The following is a 16,854-nucleotide window of genomic DNA, read 5'->3' as shown; positions in this document are numbered from 1 at the left end:
ATTATCATTGGGAGGCGAAGTTTAACGGCCTTTCACCATAAATGAAAGGCGAAAGCTAAGGTGAAACTGTCCTTTATCTCAGGTATATTGAGCGCCTTTATTTTGTCATAACAGACGTTAATTCTATGCATCCGTCACTTCGATACATTCAAGGCTACCCACAAAACATCGTAGAGCAGGTGAGCTCATTGATAGCGAGTGGCAAGTTTGTTCCTTGGCTCGAAAAGCGTTATCCCGATAGGCACCAAATCAAAAGCGAAAGGGCGCTCTATGAGTACGCCATGGCAATCAAAAACCGCTACATGAAGAAAGCCGCGCCAATCAGTAAAGTTGTCTACGATAAGAAAATTCACGCGGTAAACAACGCGCTTGGTTTGCACAGTGTTATCAGTAGAAACCATGGCGGCAAGCTGAAGTCGAAAAACGAGATTCGCATTGCCAATGTATTTAAGGATGCGCCCGAGCCACTATTAAGAATGCTGGTGGTACATGAGTTGGCGCATACTCGTGAGAAAAACCACGACAAAGCGTTCTATCAGCTATGTTGCTACATGGAGCCTGAGTATCACCAACTCGAATTTGATGCTCGTTTGTTTATGATTTACCTCGATTTAAAAGCGAATTTGAATGAAGAACAATAATCACAACGCGAAGCAAGCAAAGCCAAAGACTTCAAAGGCGGCTCAGAATAAAGACGCGAATAAAGCCAAGCCGAAGCGTGTTAAAGACAAAGTTGCGCGCAAATCCCCGCAGCCTGCAGGAAAGAGCGAAGTCGAGTTCATAAAAATAGCGAAGAATGGTTTGCATGAGCGTAATGTTCATCGAGGTCGTTACGATTTTAAAAAACTCGTGGAAAGTGAACCACAGTTAAAGCCATTCGTTATCAAAAATCCGAAAGGGGAATATTCCATAAACTTCTCTGATCCTAACGCTGTCAAAATGCTCAATAAAGCATTGCTTGCTGCGTATTATGGTATCGAGTTCTGGGACATTCCCTACACCTATCTTTGCCCACCGATTCCGGGCCGAGCTGATTACATTCACCGAGTGGCAGAACTACTTGATGGTGAAGTAAAAGGTCAGTACGCGCACCAAAAAGTGAAAGCGTTGGACATTGGCGTGGGAGCAAACTGTATTTATCCGATTGTTGGTGTAACAAAATACGGTTGGCACTATACGGGCAGCGATGTCGATCCAAAATCCATCCAATCGGCTCAAACGATCGTAGAGCACAATCGTGTTTTGACGGGAAAAATTGCACTAATACAGCAACACAATGATGCCAATATTTATCGAGGTATCATTCAACCGAATGATCGTTATGATGTGACGACATGTAATCCGCCATTCCACCGTTCGGCGGAAGATGCCGCTATGGGCAGCCAGCGTAAAATCGATAATCTAAAAGCAAACAAGCGTAAGAAAGGACTAAAACCTCAAACCACACAAGTAAAGACAAGTAAGCCGGCGTTGAATTTTGGCGGTCAAAACGCTGAATTGTGGTGTGAAGGTGGAGAAGCGGCGTTTATCCGAAAAATGGCGAATGAAAGCCAAGCTTTTGCCGCGCAGGTCTTGTGGTTTACAACACTCATATCCAAAAAAGACAACGTGCGCCCGATGCGCAAGCAGCTTGAAAAATTGGGTGTGAAAGCCATTCGTGTGGTTGAAATGAGCCAAGGACAGAAAGTGAGCCGCTTTGTAGCTTGGTCATACATGGATAAGCAACAGCGCAAAGCATGGATTGAACTAAAGTAACGTTGACCGTTTCACACTGAACAATAAAGTAGGAAGCCCGCTGATATCAGCGGGCTTCTCTTTTTGGGAGATCTAAAACTTAATGATGGGCTCACAATCTAGTGAACTGAGAGTGACAAAGGTATCTGTTTTGGCGTAGTACAAGCCACAGGTTTCACCTCTTATCTGCAACGTATATTGGTCTGGAAGATCCGTATAGCTGCCATCCAACAGTTGATCGTTGTTCCCTTTTACTCGTCCTTTTTCAATCAACAAATGCGGTGTGGATTCAAATACGTTATTTGCGATTCTAGGTGCTGGTGTCCCTTGGATTTCTGCAATCGCGTTTTGAATCTCTATGACTGTTTCCGGAGAGTTCTTTTTACTCAATGCTTCAACGGGTTCTTGTGACATAGCTTGGCATCCTATCAAAGAAATCGAAGTGCCTAAGAAAAGCGCAACCCGAATCAGCATTCGTAAAAAGTTAGTTGATCTCAACATGAATTGCCTCTGTTCGTAGCGGAGAGCGAAGATCGCTTAACTCCGGAGATGAAATGTTACGCGGCATGGCGTTGAAACTAGAAGAGGAGACCGGCGGACAGGTTCCAGTTTCCATGTAGTTTAGTGCCGCAGAAAGCATACCTTCAGACGGATCGCCTAATGGTTTTGTTAGGTCGTCATTGACCCAGCAACCTTCCACTCTATTGTTTAAGCCTAGCTCGGTATTGATTTGGCTCTTTGGAGTAGGAATAAAACCATCAGAGAAGTCGCCAAATTTTTTCTCGTTCGCTGACTTGAACTGAATAGTGTAGTACATAGTGCCGCAGTTTTGTTCTGCTGAGAACCCATACGGTTTACCTGTGGTTGTTGAGCCTATTTGGATAACCTCCACATCAATGCCGCGCAAAGCGTTGATCAACAGTTCACTTGAGGAAGCCGTGCCTCCTGAAGTCAGCACATATACGCGCTTTTTGTTCAGTGTCGGCAGCACTTGGTCCGAATACTTTTGTGCTGCCCAGTCTATTGCTAGATTCGTAAAGCGATAGATGTTATCCCCATCTTTAATGGTACGCATCACTTTGTCGTTGTGAATCAACTCACTGAAGACTCGGTTCTGACCAGCACCGCTTAGCATGTAGCCTACTTGCGAGGACTGAAGGACTAAGCCACCGCCGTTGTAACGTAAATCAACGACGATCTCGTCAACATTCTCTGCCGAGAGCGTACTGAACGCCTCAATAAGTGGGGCTTGAGCGCTTGGTTCAAATGAGTTGTATTGTAGATAGCCGATCTGCATACCATTGTGTGCGATCACTTTGGCATTTTTAACTGGAGAAGTCATGACATCAGAGGCGGTAAGCGTCACGGTTTTCTTTAGGCCGTCAACACTCTCAAATGTGAAGGTGTAATCTTGATTGATGTCAGGGTTAAACAGCGTTCTATTAATAAAATCAATGTCGGACTGACTACCGGTGTTAACCACATCAATATTATTGATTTTTAGAAGCTTATCACCACGAGCAATGCCGCTTCTATCAGCTGGAGAGGCTTCTTCAGTATAGGAGATACGAACGTCTCTAGGTTGTACGCCGCGTAGGAATGCCCAGTTAAAACCAAACCCAGCGACTAAACCAGATTGCGATGACTTCATATCATCTTCATAAGGGACGGTAAAGTGGAAGCGATCTTTCGGTTTACCAGTCGTGGTAGTAGCAGAGGTGACCAGTGTGTTGAAGTAATCCGTCACGGTTTTGTAGTTTGCTGGATTATTATCAGGAACTTCGTCATACCAAAGGTAAGTTTCGTTAGTAAAAGCTCTTAAAAAGAGTTTTTCGTGTAAAGCAGAACCTAATTCATCTGGATAGGCGGCATAATTGTTATATGGGTCTCGACCCACTCGTGGGGTTTCACATTGGTTGACAAACGAGCTTGATGGTTGGCTAAAATCACCGGCTTTCCATGTTGGTCCGGTTGCGCTGCTAGTTGACGGAGTAGATGAACCATCACCGCCGCCACCGCCACAACCTTGTAATAATGCGAGAGTGACTGCCGTTGCTAAAGAATACTTAAATTTCACTTTTCTATGTCCTTATAAATAATAGAATTATAATTATCTGTTTTGCTTTTGTTTTTATTAGCTAAGTGAATGTATTAATTTAATTCGTTCGTCTGCAAATTTATATTTAAAGAGTGTGAGGTAAATAACGTAAAAATGGTTATCTTTTATTCTTATAAATCCATTAGTTATTCCTTAAGTTCCTTAGTAGTTTAAACGTAATAATAAGGAAAAAAACAAAGATGAAATGGAGGGTTCTCTTAGTCGACTAATTGTTGTTTGCTAAATAGAAAATAAGTTTCGGGACGGGAAACTCTACTTATTAGAGATTTGGCAGGAATAAATGATGCATTCTAGGTTTGGAGTGAATTTTTAATCTGATGTTTTAATTTATTTTAGTCAATTGGGCGACGTGCTTTAACAGGCTTCCATCAATATCCGGTAAGTCATCTGCGAAAAATATCTGAGCGCCAGGAGTGCAGCGCATTAATATATTTGTTAGTTCACCTTCGTTGTTGGAAGTGTTAACTGCGTTAAGTTTCGCTAATTTATTACAAAGCTCGTCCTCTATTTGCACTTTTTGCTCTTCGGTGAGCCTAATACGACCGACACACACACCTGGGTTGATGTTATGAGAAAGCGACTCTTGTTGAAATCGCTCTTTGAATAAGGTGTCCAATGCGGTACCTTCTTCCATAATAAATCGACGACCAGAACGGTAAAACAAGCCGTCTCCGAAGTTTTCGACATATCCTAGAATTTCCGCGATACGTAAATAGAATCGTAAGCTTGTATCAGAAAGTCCGTAAGTTTGGGCTATCTCTTGCGGTTTAATATCACGAGAAGTCAGCATATAAATAAAATCAAGTAAATAGGGATGCTCAACGAAAAGGGCGCTCTCTTCATCTGTTAGCATTTGCTCGTTTTGGTGCTGAAGCTCGTTGGCTAAGGTTGCGAGTTCGATGAGATCGGTATTCAGGTAGTTCAGATAAATAAGTACTTTATCCAAACCTAAAGCTGGATTATGTAGGTGGCGTTTTATACTAGATAAAGGGATGCCACTTTTCTCTGACAAGGAATTATAGCAAAGCCCTTCTTCTTTAATCTTTTGTCGTAGCGCTGCGAGTAAAAACTTTGGTCCAACATTCATCCTTGAATATCACCTTATTCGTTATTCCGTTTACTGGCTGATATTTTGCCTTTCAAGCAGCAGGTTTCGAATCGCTGTGCCTGCTTCTAGAATGTGTTTTTTCAGCAGGTACTTGGCGCCTTCTATATCGCGATTTTGGCACATTTCAAACAAGCTTAAGTGCTCTTCTTCTGCCTTTTTAATGCCTGTTGTAAACAATAGCTGCATGCGTATGTATCGGTCACACTTTGTGTTCAGGCTGTAAATGACGTCCATAGTTTCAGGCATGTTGGCTGGCGCATATAGGGCTTTATGGAATTCGTAGTTGTAGTTGCTCCATTCTTCTACTTCGTCGCCACTGTTCACTACTGACTCGAAACGTTCGCGAACTTCGCGCGCGCGTTCAAGGTCAGCGTCCGTCATGTTTTGAATCGCACGCTCTAAAATGTGGCATTCCACGACAGCACGCAGTTCAAATAGCTCATTGATTTTCTCTGGAGATAGCTCAGTGACCGTCGCACCTTTGTGAGGTTCAAAGCTAACGAGTCCTTGTGCTTCCAATTGAACTAACGCTTCACGCACAGGAATTCGGCTAACATTAAACTCTTTTGCTAACGCATCTTGACGTAAAGGTTGACCAGTTTTTAACTCGCCCTTCAAGATCTGAGTTCGAATTGCTTCCTCAACGAGCTGAGTGCGCGTTTTAAAAACAGGTTTCTGTGACATTGAAGTCTCCCGTGAAATTAATATTGTATCCAATCCATTTTACTTTAGTAGTTTATTGTTTTTCTGACACAAACCAACTAGGAAAGAAGGTTTTGAGAAGTAGAGTGAAATAAAAGGCATCAGTTGATGCCTTTTTGAGCCATTTGGTGATCTTATTGGGAGACTCTGCCATCTATGGCGCGTTGAATACCCAGTGGGTTCGACGCTTTTAATGAATCCGGCAATAAAGATTCTGGCAAAGCTTGATAAGCTACGGGACGCAACCAACGATGAATAGCCTCTGCCCCGACAGATGTTGAGGCAGAATTGGTTGAAGCAGGATATGGTCCACCATGAACCATAGCGTAACCAACCTCGACGCCAGTTGGCCAACCGTTGAATACAAGGCGTCCGGCGATTTCTTCCAAACTTGGAAGCAGTTGCTTGGCTTGTTCTTCGTCTTCAGCGGTAGCGTGAAGGGTTGCGGTGAGCGAGCCAGTCAGTGAATCACTCAGTTTCAACATGTCATCGAAATCTTCACAGATTACGATTAACGATTGAGGACCAAATATTTCTTCCTCCCATTGTGGGTTTTTACGCCAGTTTTTACTGTCCGTCACGAACAGTACTGGTGCGACATTGGTCACTTCTGCTTGTTCAGAGCGAGTGACGTTAATGCCTGTTTCGGAAGCTCGCTTATCCACTTCGGATTCATATGTTTCTCGGATTCCTTGCGTTAGCAAAGTGGTCGTTGATTGTTGTCGAATTAACCCTTGAGCGGTTTCGATAAAGGCTTGCGTTTCTGGGCTATTCAAGACAAATACAACGCCTGGTTTTGTACAAAATTGTCCACAGCCCAAAGTCATAGAAGCCACAAATTCTTCAGCCAATGATGCGTTTGCCCGTATGGCTGAAGGGAGAATAAATGTTGGGTTAATCGCCCCTAGTTCGCCATAGAAGGGGATTGGCTCTGGTCTTTGCTGAGCTAGATTAAACAGCGCACGGCCACCACCGACTGAGCCTGTAAACCCGACCCCTTTAATTTTTGGATGGGTAACGAGTGCTTGGCCAAGTGCGCGTTTGTTGCCTTGCAATAGCGTGAAGATGGCTTGCGGTAAGCACTCTTTCTCAAGTGCAGCCTCAATACACTCAGCAACAAGTTGACTGGTGCCAGGGTGGGCGGTATGGCCTTTTACAATCACAGGACAGCCAGTTGCCAGTGCCGAAGCCGTATCACCACCTGCCGTAGAAAATGCGAGCGGAAAATTAGACGCACCAAACACGGCGACAGGGCCAATTGCGATTTGTTGACGGCGAATATCTGGTTTTGGCAGTGGTTGACGGTTTGGGTTTGGCGTATCGAAAATTGCTTGATGGTGATTACCCGATCTCACAACCTCGGCAAATAGTCGTAATTGGCTCGCGGTACGTCCTATTTCACCGCTTAAACGTGCTTCGGGAAGAGCAGTTTCCAAATGAGCACGAGCAACGATTTCTTCACTCTTCACTTCCAATTCAGAGGCGATAGAGCAAAGTAAGCTCGCTCGCTTTGCATTGCTTAGTTGGCGAAACTCACGCGCAACGCTTTGGGCGGCTGAGGCGGCTTGATTAACTTCTTGCTCTCCATGTACCGGAAACGCTGTGGGTAGAGGCTCACCAGTAAAGGCGTTGACTGCGTAAAAAGTGGTTGGTTCTTGTGGGTTCATCATTCTTCCTTACTATCCTTATTACTTCACTTCAAATCCGTACGCATATGGGTCTTCATCGTCTACCCATATCGTGTTGTGACCGTATACTTGTGCCCATCCTTCAATGCTTGGCAAAATAGCGGCTTTGCCATTTACTTCGGCGATGCCTTCTATACGTCCTTGAAATAGGCTGCCGATGATACTTTCGTGAACAAAGTCTTCTCCTTGATTGAGTTTGCCTCTTGCATGCCATTGCGCCATGCGCGCACTTGTTCCCGTACCACATGGCGAGCGATCCAACGCTTTGTCGCCGTAAAACACAGCATTTCGAGCGGTAGCGTTTTCTTGAGTGGGCTCTCCGGTCCATAGCACGTGAGAAACACCGCACACTGTTGGATCTTCTGGATGTACGCACTCAACCGCTCGAGATACCGCTTCGCGAACTTTTGGAGAAAGCATCAAAATTTCATCTGGAGAGTAGTGTTCAAGTCCGGCGTAGTTTTCTTGAGGATCGACGATTACGTAATAGTTTCCGCCATAAGCAACATCGACAGTGAGCTCACCTAAGCCCTCTATGTCCACGGTTACGTCTTGGTGGGCAAGGTAAGCTGGTACGTTAAATATCTTCACCGACGTGACCTTGTCACCTTTTGTTTGGTAGTGCACTTCGATTTGTCCTGCTGGGACATCAAGTATCAAACGGCCTTCTTTTTTGGGAGTGATAAGGCGATTCTCGATAGCGGTGGTGACGGTTCCAATGGTGCCGTGGCCACACATTGGTAAACAGCCACTGGTTTCAATAAACAGAATTGAAGCGTCTGCGTTATCACTGCAAGGAGGCAAGACAACTGACCCCGACATCATTGAGTGGCCGCGAGGCTCAAACATGAGTGCCTCGCGAATCCAATCATAATGCTCAAGAAAGTATTGGCGCTTTTCGCTCATGGTATTGCCTTCGAGTGGAGGCACACCGCCTGCGACCAGCCTAACTGGGTTGCCGCAGGTGTGGGCATCAATACAGAAAAAAGTTCCTTGTCTCATTTTTCGCTCCTTGCTGAAAAAATGGTTGAATTAAACAATAGTGATGTTAACGTAATGTAAAATATATTGTATACAATCTACGTTTTCAAGTGTGACTCGGAGCATGTTTATGTTGGTCAAGGATGAAACTAAAAAGGAAAGGATCGCTGTGATAGGTGCGGGGATTATTGGCTTATCAATTGGCTTGAAATTGCAGCAGCAAGGTTATCAAGTCACGATTTTTGATCCCAATGGCGTGGGGAATGGATGCTCTAAGGGAAATGCAGGTCATATCGCGACTGAGCAAATCTTCCCTCTTGCAACGCCAGCGCTGCTTCCACAATTACCTAAAATGCTGCTAGATCCCAAAAGTCCGGTTTCGATCCGTTGGCAAGATATTCCAAACACAATCGGGTGGATGATTCGTTTTCTATTACAAACAAAGCCATCAGCTGCGGAGCGGGCAAAAAACGCGATTAAGAGTCTTAACGAGCGGTCAGTGGCAAGTTGGCGTGGCGTGCTTGATTCAATCGGAAAAGCACATCTAATAAAAATGAATGGTTCATTGCTCACTTTTGAAAACGAGAAACTGTTTCAGAATTATCAAAGTACGCTTAACTCACTGGCTAAAAACGGTGTGACGTATCAAGTTTGGACACAAGAGGAGATTCGAGAGCGGATACCTGATCTCAGCCATAAGGTTCGTGTCGGAGTCTTTTTTCCCGAAACAGGTCATACGCTAGACCCTTATCAGCTCTGTGCTGAGCTAAGTGAAGCCTTTGAAGAGCTTGGCGGTAAGGTTTTACAAAAAGGTGTATCTGCGTTGGCGAAAAATGGCGATGTGCTGGTTGAGTCTCAAACACATTCATTTGACCGAATCATTGTTGCCGCTGGTGTACATTCTAAGCCTTTGATACGGCAACTAACCGGAGTTAAAGTGCCTATTCAAGCCGAGCGTGGTTATCACCTAATGGTGGATGACAAGCGTGATGTACTGCCATTTCCTATTAGCTCTGCCGATAGAAAATTCATCATGACTCCGATGTCTGGTGGGCTACGCTTGGCAGGCACTGTTGAGTATGCCGATGTAGAGTCACCACCCAATATGAAACGTTCAGAAATGCTTTTTCAGTTAGGTGATGAGATGTTTGAATCGGGGTTACATCCACTCAGGCAAGGAGAAAAGTGGATGGGGAATCGGCCTTCAACAGTCGACTCGTTACCGGTTATTGATAGAATTTGGGATGGAAATGTATTACTGGCATTTGGCCACCAACACCTTGGATTAACTCAAGCGGCGATTACGGCAGATCTCCTTTTAGAGCTTATCGAAGGAAAGCCGACATCGATTGATCTTTCACCTTTTTCACTACAACGATTTGCCTGAAAAATTTAATATTAAATATTGTATAAAATATATTAAATGCTAATGTTAACTTAATTTTAACAAAACTGGTGTCCAACAGCCGTACTCGGATGCCTCCAGAAAAACAACCAAAAGGAGTAAAACATGTCACGAATGACCAAAGCACCATTGGCGCTGTTGATTTCAGGAATGCTGTTGGGGACCTCTGCTTATGCTGAAGACAAATTGACGGTCGTATCTTGGGGTGGTGCATTCACAAAGAGCCAAGTGGAGGCATATCACAAGCCTTTCATTAAAAAAACAGGTGTTGAGATCGTATCCGAGGATTTCAGCGGCGGATTAGCCGAAATTAAAGCGCAGGTGGAAGCGAACAACGTGCGCTGGGATTTGGTGTCTCTCGACAAGCCGGACATTGTTCGTGGTTGTGCCGAAGGGTTATTAGAACCAGTGAACCCAAGTATTTTGCCTCCGGGCGCAGATGGAACACCAGCACAAGAGGATTTCATTGATGGTGCGATTCACGAGTGCGCAATCAATACCATCGTTGTGTCCACAGTATTAGCGGTGAACGAAGACGCGTTTAAAGGTAAGGTTTTGCCTAGCAAGTTGACCGATCTTTTTGACCTAAAAACTTTTCCAGGTCGACGTGCATTGCAAAAACAACCTCAGGGTAATCTTGAGTGGGCACTATTGGCTGATGGTGTAAAACCAGAAGAGGTCTACAGCCTGCTCGAAACCGAAGCGGGGCGTGAGCGTGCGTTTGCTAAGTTGGATACGATCAAATCAGAAGTGCTGTGGTGGACAACAGGTGCCCAGCCACCTCAAATGCTTGCTGACAAAGAAGTGGTGATCGCCTCGGCTTTTAACGGCCGAATTCACAATGCCCGTAAAGATGAGGGTCAACCATTTCGGATTATATGGGACCGTCAAATGGGTTACATGAATGGATGGGCGATACCTAAAGGGAGTGAGAACACAAAGCTTGCATTGGACTTCATTGCTTTTTCTTCAGGAACAAAACCATTAGCTGATCAAGCTAAGTACGTTGCCTATGGACCTACGCGTAAGTCGTCTTCGGCGGAGGTGAACCCAGACATTTTAGCGAACCTTCCTACCGCACCTCAAAACTTCCAAACCGCCTTCCTGATTAACGATGAATGGTGGTCAGACTACGCGGATGAACTCAATGAAGAGTTCAATACCTGGCTGCTTAACTAGGCGTTAATTTGTGTATGGGGCCGAGTTTTCATCCATAAGCGAGGTTCCGTACTTTTCCTCAACTGTATTTATGTTTTCGGAGAAATGATGAAAGTCATCGAAGCACAGCAAGTCGCGCAATGTTTAACAATGAATTCTCTTATTGAAACGATGCGTGAAATGTACTTGCGGCCAGCAACAATACCTCAACGCCGAGTCATGCCCTTAGAAGAGGGAGAATACGAGGCGTTTGCGCTACTTCCTGCTTGGAACCAGGAGTTAATTGCGGTGAAAGCCTTTACATATTTCCCGCATAACCCCGAGCAAGGCAAAGATACGCTTGCATCTAAGCTGCTTGTTTTTAGACGAAACGATGGTGAGCCGCTCGCACTCGTGGACGGTAAAGTTTTAACGTTTTGGCGCACCGCCGCAGCTTCTGCGTTGGCAGCGGACTATTTAGCGCGTCCCGATGCTGATCGTCTGTTGATCTGCGGAACGGGCAATCTTGCGCCTTATTTTGCGTGGGCATACGCTGCGGTTCGCCCACTTAAGCAGGTTTATATTTGGGGGCGTAACTCAGATAAAGCCGAGGCGACGGTAGATGCCATTGTGTCATCTTCAGAGTATCAGTCGCTTCCTGATGAGCGTCGGTTTCGCGTTTCAGTCGTAGAAAATGTGGACCACGTTATCAAACACGTTGATATCATCAGCTGTATTACCGCATCAGCAGAGCCTTTGTTTAATGGCGCAGACGTGCAGCCGGGCACCCATATTGATTTGGTCGGTAATCATGACTTGGACAAGCGTGAATGCGACTCTAAAGCAGTGCAACGAGCACAGGTGTATGTTGATAGCCGTATTAATGTATTAGCCGAAGCGGGCGATCTTCTCATTCCAATTCAAGAGGGCGTATTCACGTCAGACGATATCAAAGGGGAATTACCGCAGCTTTGCGCCCAACAAATCTCAGGACGTCAAAACGATGAGGTCATTACTTTATACAAATCAGTTGGCAGTGCTTTGGCTGATTTGGCCGCTGTAAAGGCGGTGTTGTTAGAAAATGGCATAGATAGCCATGTCTGAGCATTTTCGCTCGTTCATTTAAATTGCATACAATATACATATAAGGAAAGTAGTTCATGAAAATTGATTGGAAAGGTGTTTATCCGGCGGTCAGTACGCAATTTCGTCAAGATCAGTCAATCGACTTAGACGCAACGCAAACCGTTATAGACAACCAGATTAAAGATGGTGTGAATGGCATTATCTGCTTGGGTACCGTCGGTGAGAACTGTGCGTTGTACCCGGAGGAGAAACGCCAGGTCTTGCAAGCGGCAAAAGAAGTCGTAAATGGCCGTGTGCCTTTGATTGCTGGTACAGCAGAGTCTATTACCACAGCAGCTATTGATTACATGCAGGATGCGTACAAAATTGGTATCGATGGTTGTATGGTGATGCCTGCCATGGTTTACCGCACGTCTGAGAACGAAACGTTCGAATATTACCGCACGCTAGCAGAAGCAACGCCAGAAATGCCAATCATGATTTACAACAACCCGGTTGCTTATGGTGTCGATGTAAACCTCGATATCATGGCGAAACTGGCTGAGTTTGAAAGCATTGTAGCTATCAAAGAGTCGACCACTGATACTCGTCGTATCACCGAGCTTTACAATAAATTTGATGACCGATTTACCGTGTTCAGTGGTGTTGATGACATCGCTCTTGAATCATTGATGCTAGGTGCGACTGGCTGGATTTCTGGTTTAACCAACGCATTCCCAGAAGAGTCCGTCGCGATTTATAAACTGGCAAGCCAAGGTCGTTATGCTGAAGCGTTAGAAATCTACCGTTGGTTCTTACCGCTGCTGCGTTTAGACACCATTCCTACGTTGGTTCAGTGCATTAAACTGGCCGAGCAAGTCTGCGGACGTGGATCTGAACAAGTTCGTGCGCCACGCCAACTTTTACAAGGTGAAGAGCGTCAACAAGTCATTCAAATGGTTGAACATGCGTTAGAAACCCGCTTAGACCTATCCAAATACAATCTGTAATTGTGCTGTTTAGTAGAGCGTTAACTGACGCTCTACTCATTCGTAATATTCAAAAATGAGAAGAGGGAAGTCATGAGCACGGAAAACAAGGACTATGTCAGCTTTCAACACGTTAAGAAAACCTACGATGGCACGAATTTAGTGGTGAAAGACTTCAACTTAGATATTGCTCCTGGAGAGTTTGTTACTATGTTGGGGCCGTCAGGATCGGGCAAGACCACTTGCTTGATGATGCTAGCAGGCTTTGAAACCGCGACCGGTGGAGACATTTATATTGATGGCGTTCCTGTTAATCATCTCGCGCCGCACAAGCGCGATATTGGTATGGTGTTTCAAAACTATGCGTTGTTTCCACATATGACTATTGCTGAGAATCTTGCGTTTCCTTTGAAGGTGCGAAAACTCGACAGTGACACGATTCAAAGCAAAGTTCAGAGTGTATTAGAAATGGTCGAGCTTGAGCATGTTGCGACTCGATACCCAAAGCAGTTATCAGGTGGTCAACAACAGCGTGTTGCGCTAGCGCGAGCATTAGTGTTTGAACCTAAACTCGTGTTGATGGATGAGCCGCTAGGCGCATTAGATAAGCAGCTGCGTGAGCAAATGCAGATGGAGATTAAACATTTGCATGAAAAGCTTGGCATCACCATTTTGTATGTGACGCACGATCAAGACGAAGCTCTCACTATGTCCGACCGTATTGCGGTTTTTAATCACGGCGAAGTGCAACAACTCGCGACACCTACCGAGCTTTATGAATCTCCGAGTAATACGTTTGTTGCGCAGTTTATTGGAGAAAACAACCAACTCTCAGGTTTAGTCAAAGAGTGGAACGGAAAGTATTGCCAAGTGCTCGTTGGGAAAGAGTTATTTACTGCGAAACCTGTCAGAGTCTCTGAGCAAGGGCAGAGGACAACACTTTCCATTCGACCAGAAAAGATTGTTATTCAACCAGAGAAAGCGTCTTGTGAGAACCAAGTCTCAGGCGTCCTACGAGAATTGATTTATCACGGTGATCATTATCGTCTGGTCGTCGAAGTAGAGAGCGTTGGTCAATTCATCGTTAAAGTACCTAACGATAATCGTAAACACTTGCAGTTAACGCCTGGCTCAATTTGTCGTATTGGTTGGCAAAGTGAGGATTGCCATGCTCTTGATGGGACACAAACTCAAAGTAGCGAGGTAGCAGCATGAGTCGAGAGCTAACCGCATTAGATTCTGTATTGGAAATCGAACGTCAAGTTCATCAACAAGAAACCAATCTGAAAGCGCAGTTGCAAAAGGCAGAGCGCCGAAAAAAGCTTCGCTCCATTATGCTCACAACGCCATTGGTGTGTTTTATTCTGCTTACGTTTGCTTTTCCTATCCTCGACATGCTTTATCGAAGCGTGGATAACCGAGAAATATCCCTGTCACTACCACAAACTATTCAAGCCTTAGAAAGTTGGGATTATCAAGGTCAGCCTCATCAAGAAGTCATTGAGGCATTCTCTGTTGAAGTACTTGCGCTTTATCAAAGCAAAGAGCTACCGAAAATAGCCAACCGGATGAATATTGAAGAGTCTGGTATGCGCAGTTTACTCATGAAAACCGGCAGAAAGTTGTCTCGTTTGGCGTCGCTGCCGAGCTCGGTGACACAGTTGGCCAAGCTTGATAAGCGATGGACTAATCCTAAATATTGGGCGGCGTTTAAGAATCTTAGTGGCGCATTAACATTCAGTCATTATCTTGCTTCGCTAGACTTGCAAGTGAATGAGTTTGGAGACATTGAGCCCCAACCAGAAAAACGCCAAATATACGTCGACCTTTTCTTTAAAACTTTTTGGATGTCTATTTCAATCACCTTAATTTGTTTGGTGATGGCGTACCCCGTTGCTTACCTGCTTGCCAATTTACCTGATAAACGCGCGAACTTACTTTTAATCATTGTGCTGCTGCCGTTTTGGACGTCATTATTAGTCAGAACCACGTCTTGGATTGTTCTGCTGCAAAACCAAGGGGTCATTAATGATCTCCTTATTTGGTCGGGTTTTACTTCCGAGCGAATTCAGATGATTCACAATACCTTCGGAACGGTGGTGTCTATGGTTCACATTCTGCTGCCGTTTATGATCCTGCCTCTGTATAGCGTAATGAAAGGAATTAGCCCAACTTATTTCCGTGCTGCTCGTTCTCTAGGCGCGACGCCTTTCATTGCGTTCATCAAAGTTTATATGCCGCTTACGTTACCTGGGATAGGTGCGGGGGCCTTGCTCACTTTCATTCTTTCTATTGGTTTCTACATTACGCCCGCTTTGGTTGGTGGAAGAAGCGGACAGATGATATCCAATATGATTGCCTATCATATGCAGACATCACTGAACTGGGGGATGGCTGGCGCATTGGGTGGACTGCTTTTATTCGTTGTACTGGTTCTGTTTTATATGTTCAACCGTGTGGTTGGCATTAACAACCTTAAGGTAGGGGGATAACCATGGCATTACCAAACTATGCATCAAAAGTAGAGCGAGTCGCTTACGCAGGTTACTTAGTTTTTTGTGGGTTGGTGCTGTTCTTTTTAATCGCTCCAATTCTGACCATCATCCCGTTATCGTTTAATGCAACGCCTTACTTTACTTTTACCGAGGGGATGCTAAACCTTGATTCGGCAGCGTATTCTACTCGCTGGTATCAAGAAATGTTTACTAGTGATCAGTGGCTGTTGGCGCTGAAAAACAGCACGTTCATTGCTTTTATGGCGACACTCGTTGCAACAGGGCTAGGAACTCTGGCGGCGTTGGGTTTAGCCAGTAGTAATTTGCCTTTTCGTAATACCATTATGGCGCTGTTGATCTCACCCATGATCGTACCAGTCATTATCTCTGCTGCTGCGATGTACTTTTTCTACACACGCCTTGGCTTATCACAAACTTATCTAGGCGTCATTTTGGCACACGCCGCGTTAGGTACGCCTTTTGTTGTCATTACCGTTACTGCGACCTTAAGCGGCTTTGATCATAGCCTGGTAAAAGCGGCGGCTAGCTTAGGAGCAAACCCTGTTTATACTTTCAGACACATTACCTTTCCGCTGATTCGTCCGGGGATGATTTCTGGCGGCTTGTTTGCCTTTGGCATCTCGTTCGACGAGGTTGTGGTGGCGTTATTCCTGACTGGGGCAGAACAAAAAACCGTTCCGAGGCAGATGTGGTCAGGAATTCGAGAGCAAATTAGTCCGACCATATTGGCGGTCGCTACGTTGTTGATTTTTATGTCGGTGTGTTTGCTCGTGACATTAGAAGTTTTACGTAGACGTAATGTACGCATTAGAGGCATTCAAGAATAACCAGACTTTTTCTTTGTTGGTCACTTTGCACTTTTGTTTAGGGGCACCTCAATTTTTGAACAAATGCGCCTCATTGTAGGCGCTTTTCTTTTGTGTTTGTCGTCAGCGATGACTGACATATCACTCTTGTAGCTTAATGCCAGCTTGCTCGAAACGTGCCAAAGGCGACTTGTTCGATTGCTGATACCAACTAGCTGGCATGTTTGGTTTAAGTTGGGCTTTTTCTTCCTTGCTAATCACAACATAGTGCAAAAACGCATCAAGTGTAGTTCCCATCACGTCAAACGTCATTTCCCCGTCTTTGCTGATGGCTTTCAATAACCCAACGACGGCTTCCTCAGGGACTAACGATTCAACCACCGCCTTTTTTCGCTCTTTTATTGATGTTGAAGCGGGCAGGTTTGCACGTGCCGTCTCCCAGCAAACTTTGTTGGTTTTACTGATAAGGTTGTGCTTGTAGCAGTAGTAACTGAATAAAAAGCGTGGCAGGTTTTGCCAGCGTTCGGCTTGGACTTCTAACCAAAGATGTTGTAGCTCGATATCAGCGTCGGTCATAGGAGTTGTTTAGCAAAAAGAAAAGAAA

General features: G+C 45.0%; 16 protein-coding genes. 9 read left to right on the top strand and 7 right to left on the bottom strand.

What is annotated here, in order from left to right; genetic code table 11:
* Positions 1-125: 125 nt before the first annotated feature.
* Both R2S67_RS06475 and rlmF read left to right on the top strand, forming a co-directional pair.
* Positions 126-641 (top strand): M48 family metallopeptidase, encoded by a 516-nt coding sequence (locus tag R2S67_RS06475; RefSeq protein WP_317342844.1) that lies wholly within the window; start codon positions 126-128, stop codon positions 639-641.
* Positions 628-1,755 (top strand): 23S rRNA (adenine(1618)-N(6))-methyltransferase RlmF, encoded by a 1,128-nt coding sequence (gene rlmF, locus R2S67_RS06470; protein WP_317342843.1) that lies wholly within the window; start codon positions 628-630, stop codon positions 1,753-1,755. The genes R2S67_RS06475 and rlmF overlap by 14 nt, the downstream gene beginning before the upstream one ends.
* A gap of 72 nt (positions 1,756-1,827) precedes the next feature.
* On the opposite strand, the gene R2S67_RS06465 is transcribed toward rlmF, so the two are convergent.
* The 6 genes from R2S67_RS06465 to R2S67_RS06440 all read right to left on the bottom strand — a co-directional run bounded on the left by R2S67_RS06465 (position 1,828) and on the right by R2S67_RS06440 (position 8,353).
* Entirely contained in the window at positions 1,828-2,148 is a 321-nt protein-coding gene (locus R2S67_RS06465; RefSeq protein ID WP_317342842.1) for a hypothetical protein, read from the bottom strand.
* A 70-nt stretch (positions 2,149-2,218) separates the two neighbouring features.
* Complete coding sequence (locus R2S67_RS06460; protein WP_005397753.1) at positions 2,219-3,811, bottom strand: S41 family peptidase; 1,593 nt, start codon at positions 3,809-3,811, stop codon at positions 2,219-2,221.
* A gap of 364 nt (positions 3,812-4,175) precedes the next feature.
* Positions 4,176-4,940 carry a transcriptional regulator gene (locus tag R2S67_RS06455; RefSeq protein ID WP_301579177.1) on the bottom strand — a complete coding sequence of 255 codons (765 nt, stop codon included), beginning with the start codon at positions 4,938-4,940 and terminating at the stop codon, positions 4,176-4,178.
* A gap of 30 nt (positions 4,941-4,970) precedes the next feature.
* The gene (locus R2S67_RS06450; RefSeq protein ID WP_005393513.1) at positions 4,971-5,645 is read right to left on the bottom strand and encodes a GntR family transcriptional regulator; all 675 of its coding nucleotides are present in this window, start codon (positions 5,643-5,645) and stop codon (positions 4,971-4,973) included.
* Between the two features lie 152 nt (positions 5,646-5,797).
* A complete protein-coding gene (locus R2S67_RS06445) occupies positions 5,798-7,330 on the bottom strand; it encodes an aldehyde dehydrogenase (NADP(+)) (protein ID WP_317342841.1) in 1,533 nt (510 codons plus the stop codon).
* A 21-nt stretch (positions 7,331-7,351) separates the two neighbouring features.
* Entirely contained in the window at positions 7,352-8,353 is a 1,002-nt protein-coding gene (locus tag R2S67_RS06440; protein ID WP_317342840.1) for a 4-hydroxyproline epimerase, read from the bottom strand.
* Between the two features lie 109 nt (positions 8,354-8,462).
* On the opposite strand from R2S67_RS06440, the gene R2S67_RS06435 reads away from it, so the two are divergent.
* From R2S67_RS06435 to R2S67_RS06405, 7 genes are all read left to right on the top strand, one after another.
* Positions 8,463-9,719 carry an FAD-dependent oxidoreductase gene (locus R2S67_RS06435; RefSeq protein WP_317342839.1) on the top strand — a complete coding sequence of 419 codons (1,257 nt, stop codon included), beginning with the start codon at positions 8,463-8,465 and terminating at the stop codon, positions 9,717-9,719.
* A gap of 123 nt (positions 9,720-9,842) precedes the next feature.
* A complete protein-coding gene (locus R2S67_RS06430) occupies positions 9,843-10,916 on the top strand; it encodes a polyamine ABC transporter substrate-binding protein (protein WP_104974200.1) in 1,074 nt (357 codons plus the stop codon).
* A gap of 87 nt (positions 10,917-11,003) precedes the next feature.
* Complete coding sequence (locus R2S67_RS06425) at positions 11,004-11,978, top strand: ornithine cyclodeaminase family protein (protein WP_317343036.1); 975 nt, start codon at positions 11,004-11,006, stop codon at positions 11,976-11,978.
* Positions 11,979-12,034: 56 nt separating this feature from the next.
* Complete coding sequence (locus R2S67_RS06420; protein ID WP_248380954.1) at positions 12,035-12,949, top strand: dihydrodipicolinate synthase family protein; 915 nt, start codon at positions 12,035-12,037, stop codon at positions 12,947-12,949.
* Between the two features lie 72 nt (positions 12,950-13,021).
* A complete protein-coding gene (locus R2S67_RS06415; RefSeq protein ID WP_317342838.1) occupies positions 13,022-14,143 on the top strand; it encodes an ABC transporter ATP-binding protein in 1,122 nt (373 codons plus the stop codon).
* On the top strand, positions 14,140-15,420 hold the full coding sequence (locus R2S67_RS06410; protein WP_317342837.1) for an ABC transporter permease: 1,281 nt from the start codon (positions 14,140-14,142) through the stop codon (positions 15,418-15,420). The genes R2S67_RS06415 and R2S67_RS06410 overlap by 4 nt, the downstream gene beginning before the upstream one ends.
* A 2-nt stretch (positions 15,421-15,422) precedes the next feature.
* The gene (locus tag R2S67_RS06405) at positions 15,423-16,271 is read left to right on the top strand and encodes an ABC transporter permease (RefSeq protein WP_317342835.1); all 849 of its coding nucleotides are present in this window, start codon (positions 15,423-15,425) and stop codon (positions 16,269-16,271) included.
* A gap of 120 nt (positions 16,272-16,391) precedes the next feature.
* Here the strand turns inward: R2S67_RS06405 and R2S67_RS06400 are convergent, their stop codons facing one another.
* The gene (locus tag R2S67_RS06400) at positions 16,392-16,826 is read right to left on the bottom strand and encodes a hypothetical protein (RefSeq protein WP_012841895.1); all 435 of its coding nucleotides are present in this window, start codon (positions 16,824-16,826) and stop codon (positions 16,392-16,394) included.
* Positions 16,827-16,854 lie beyond the last annotated feature (28 nt).

Source organism: Vibrio sp. T13N, from assembly GCF_032970445.1.
Taxonomy (GTDB): Bacteria; Pseudomonadota; Gammaproteobacteria; order Enterobacterales; family Vibrionaceae; genus Vibrio; species Vibrio diabolicus.
Note: the sequence above shows the minus strand (reverse complement) of the source record. Positions and strands in the feature narration are given on the sequence as shown.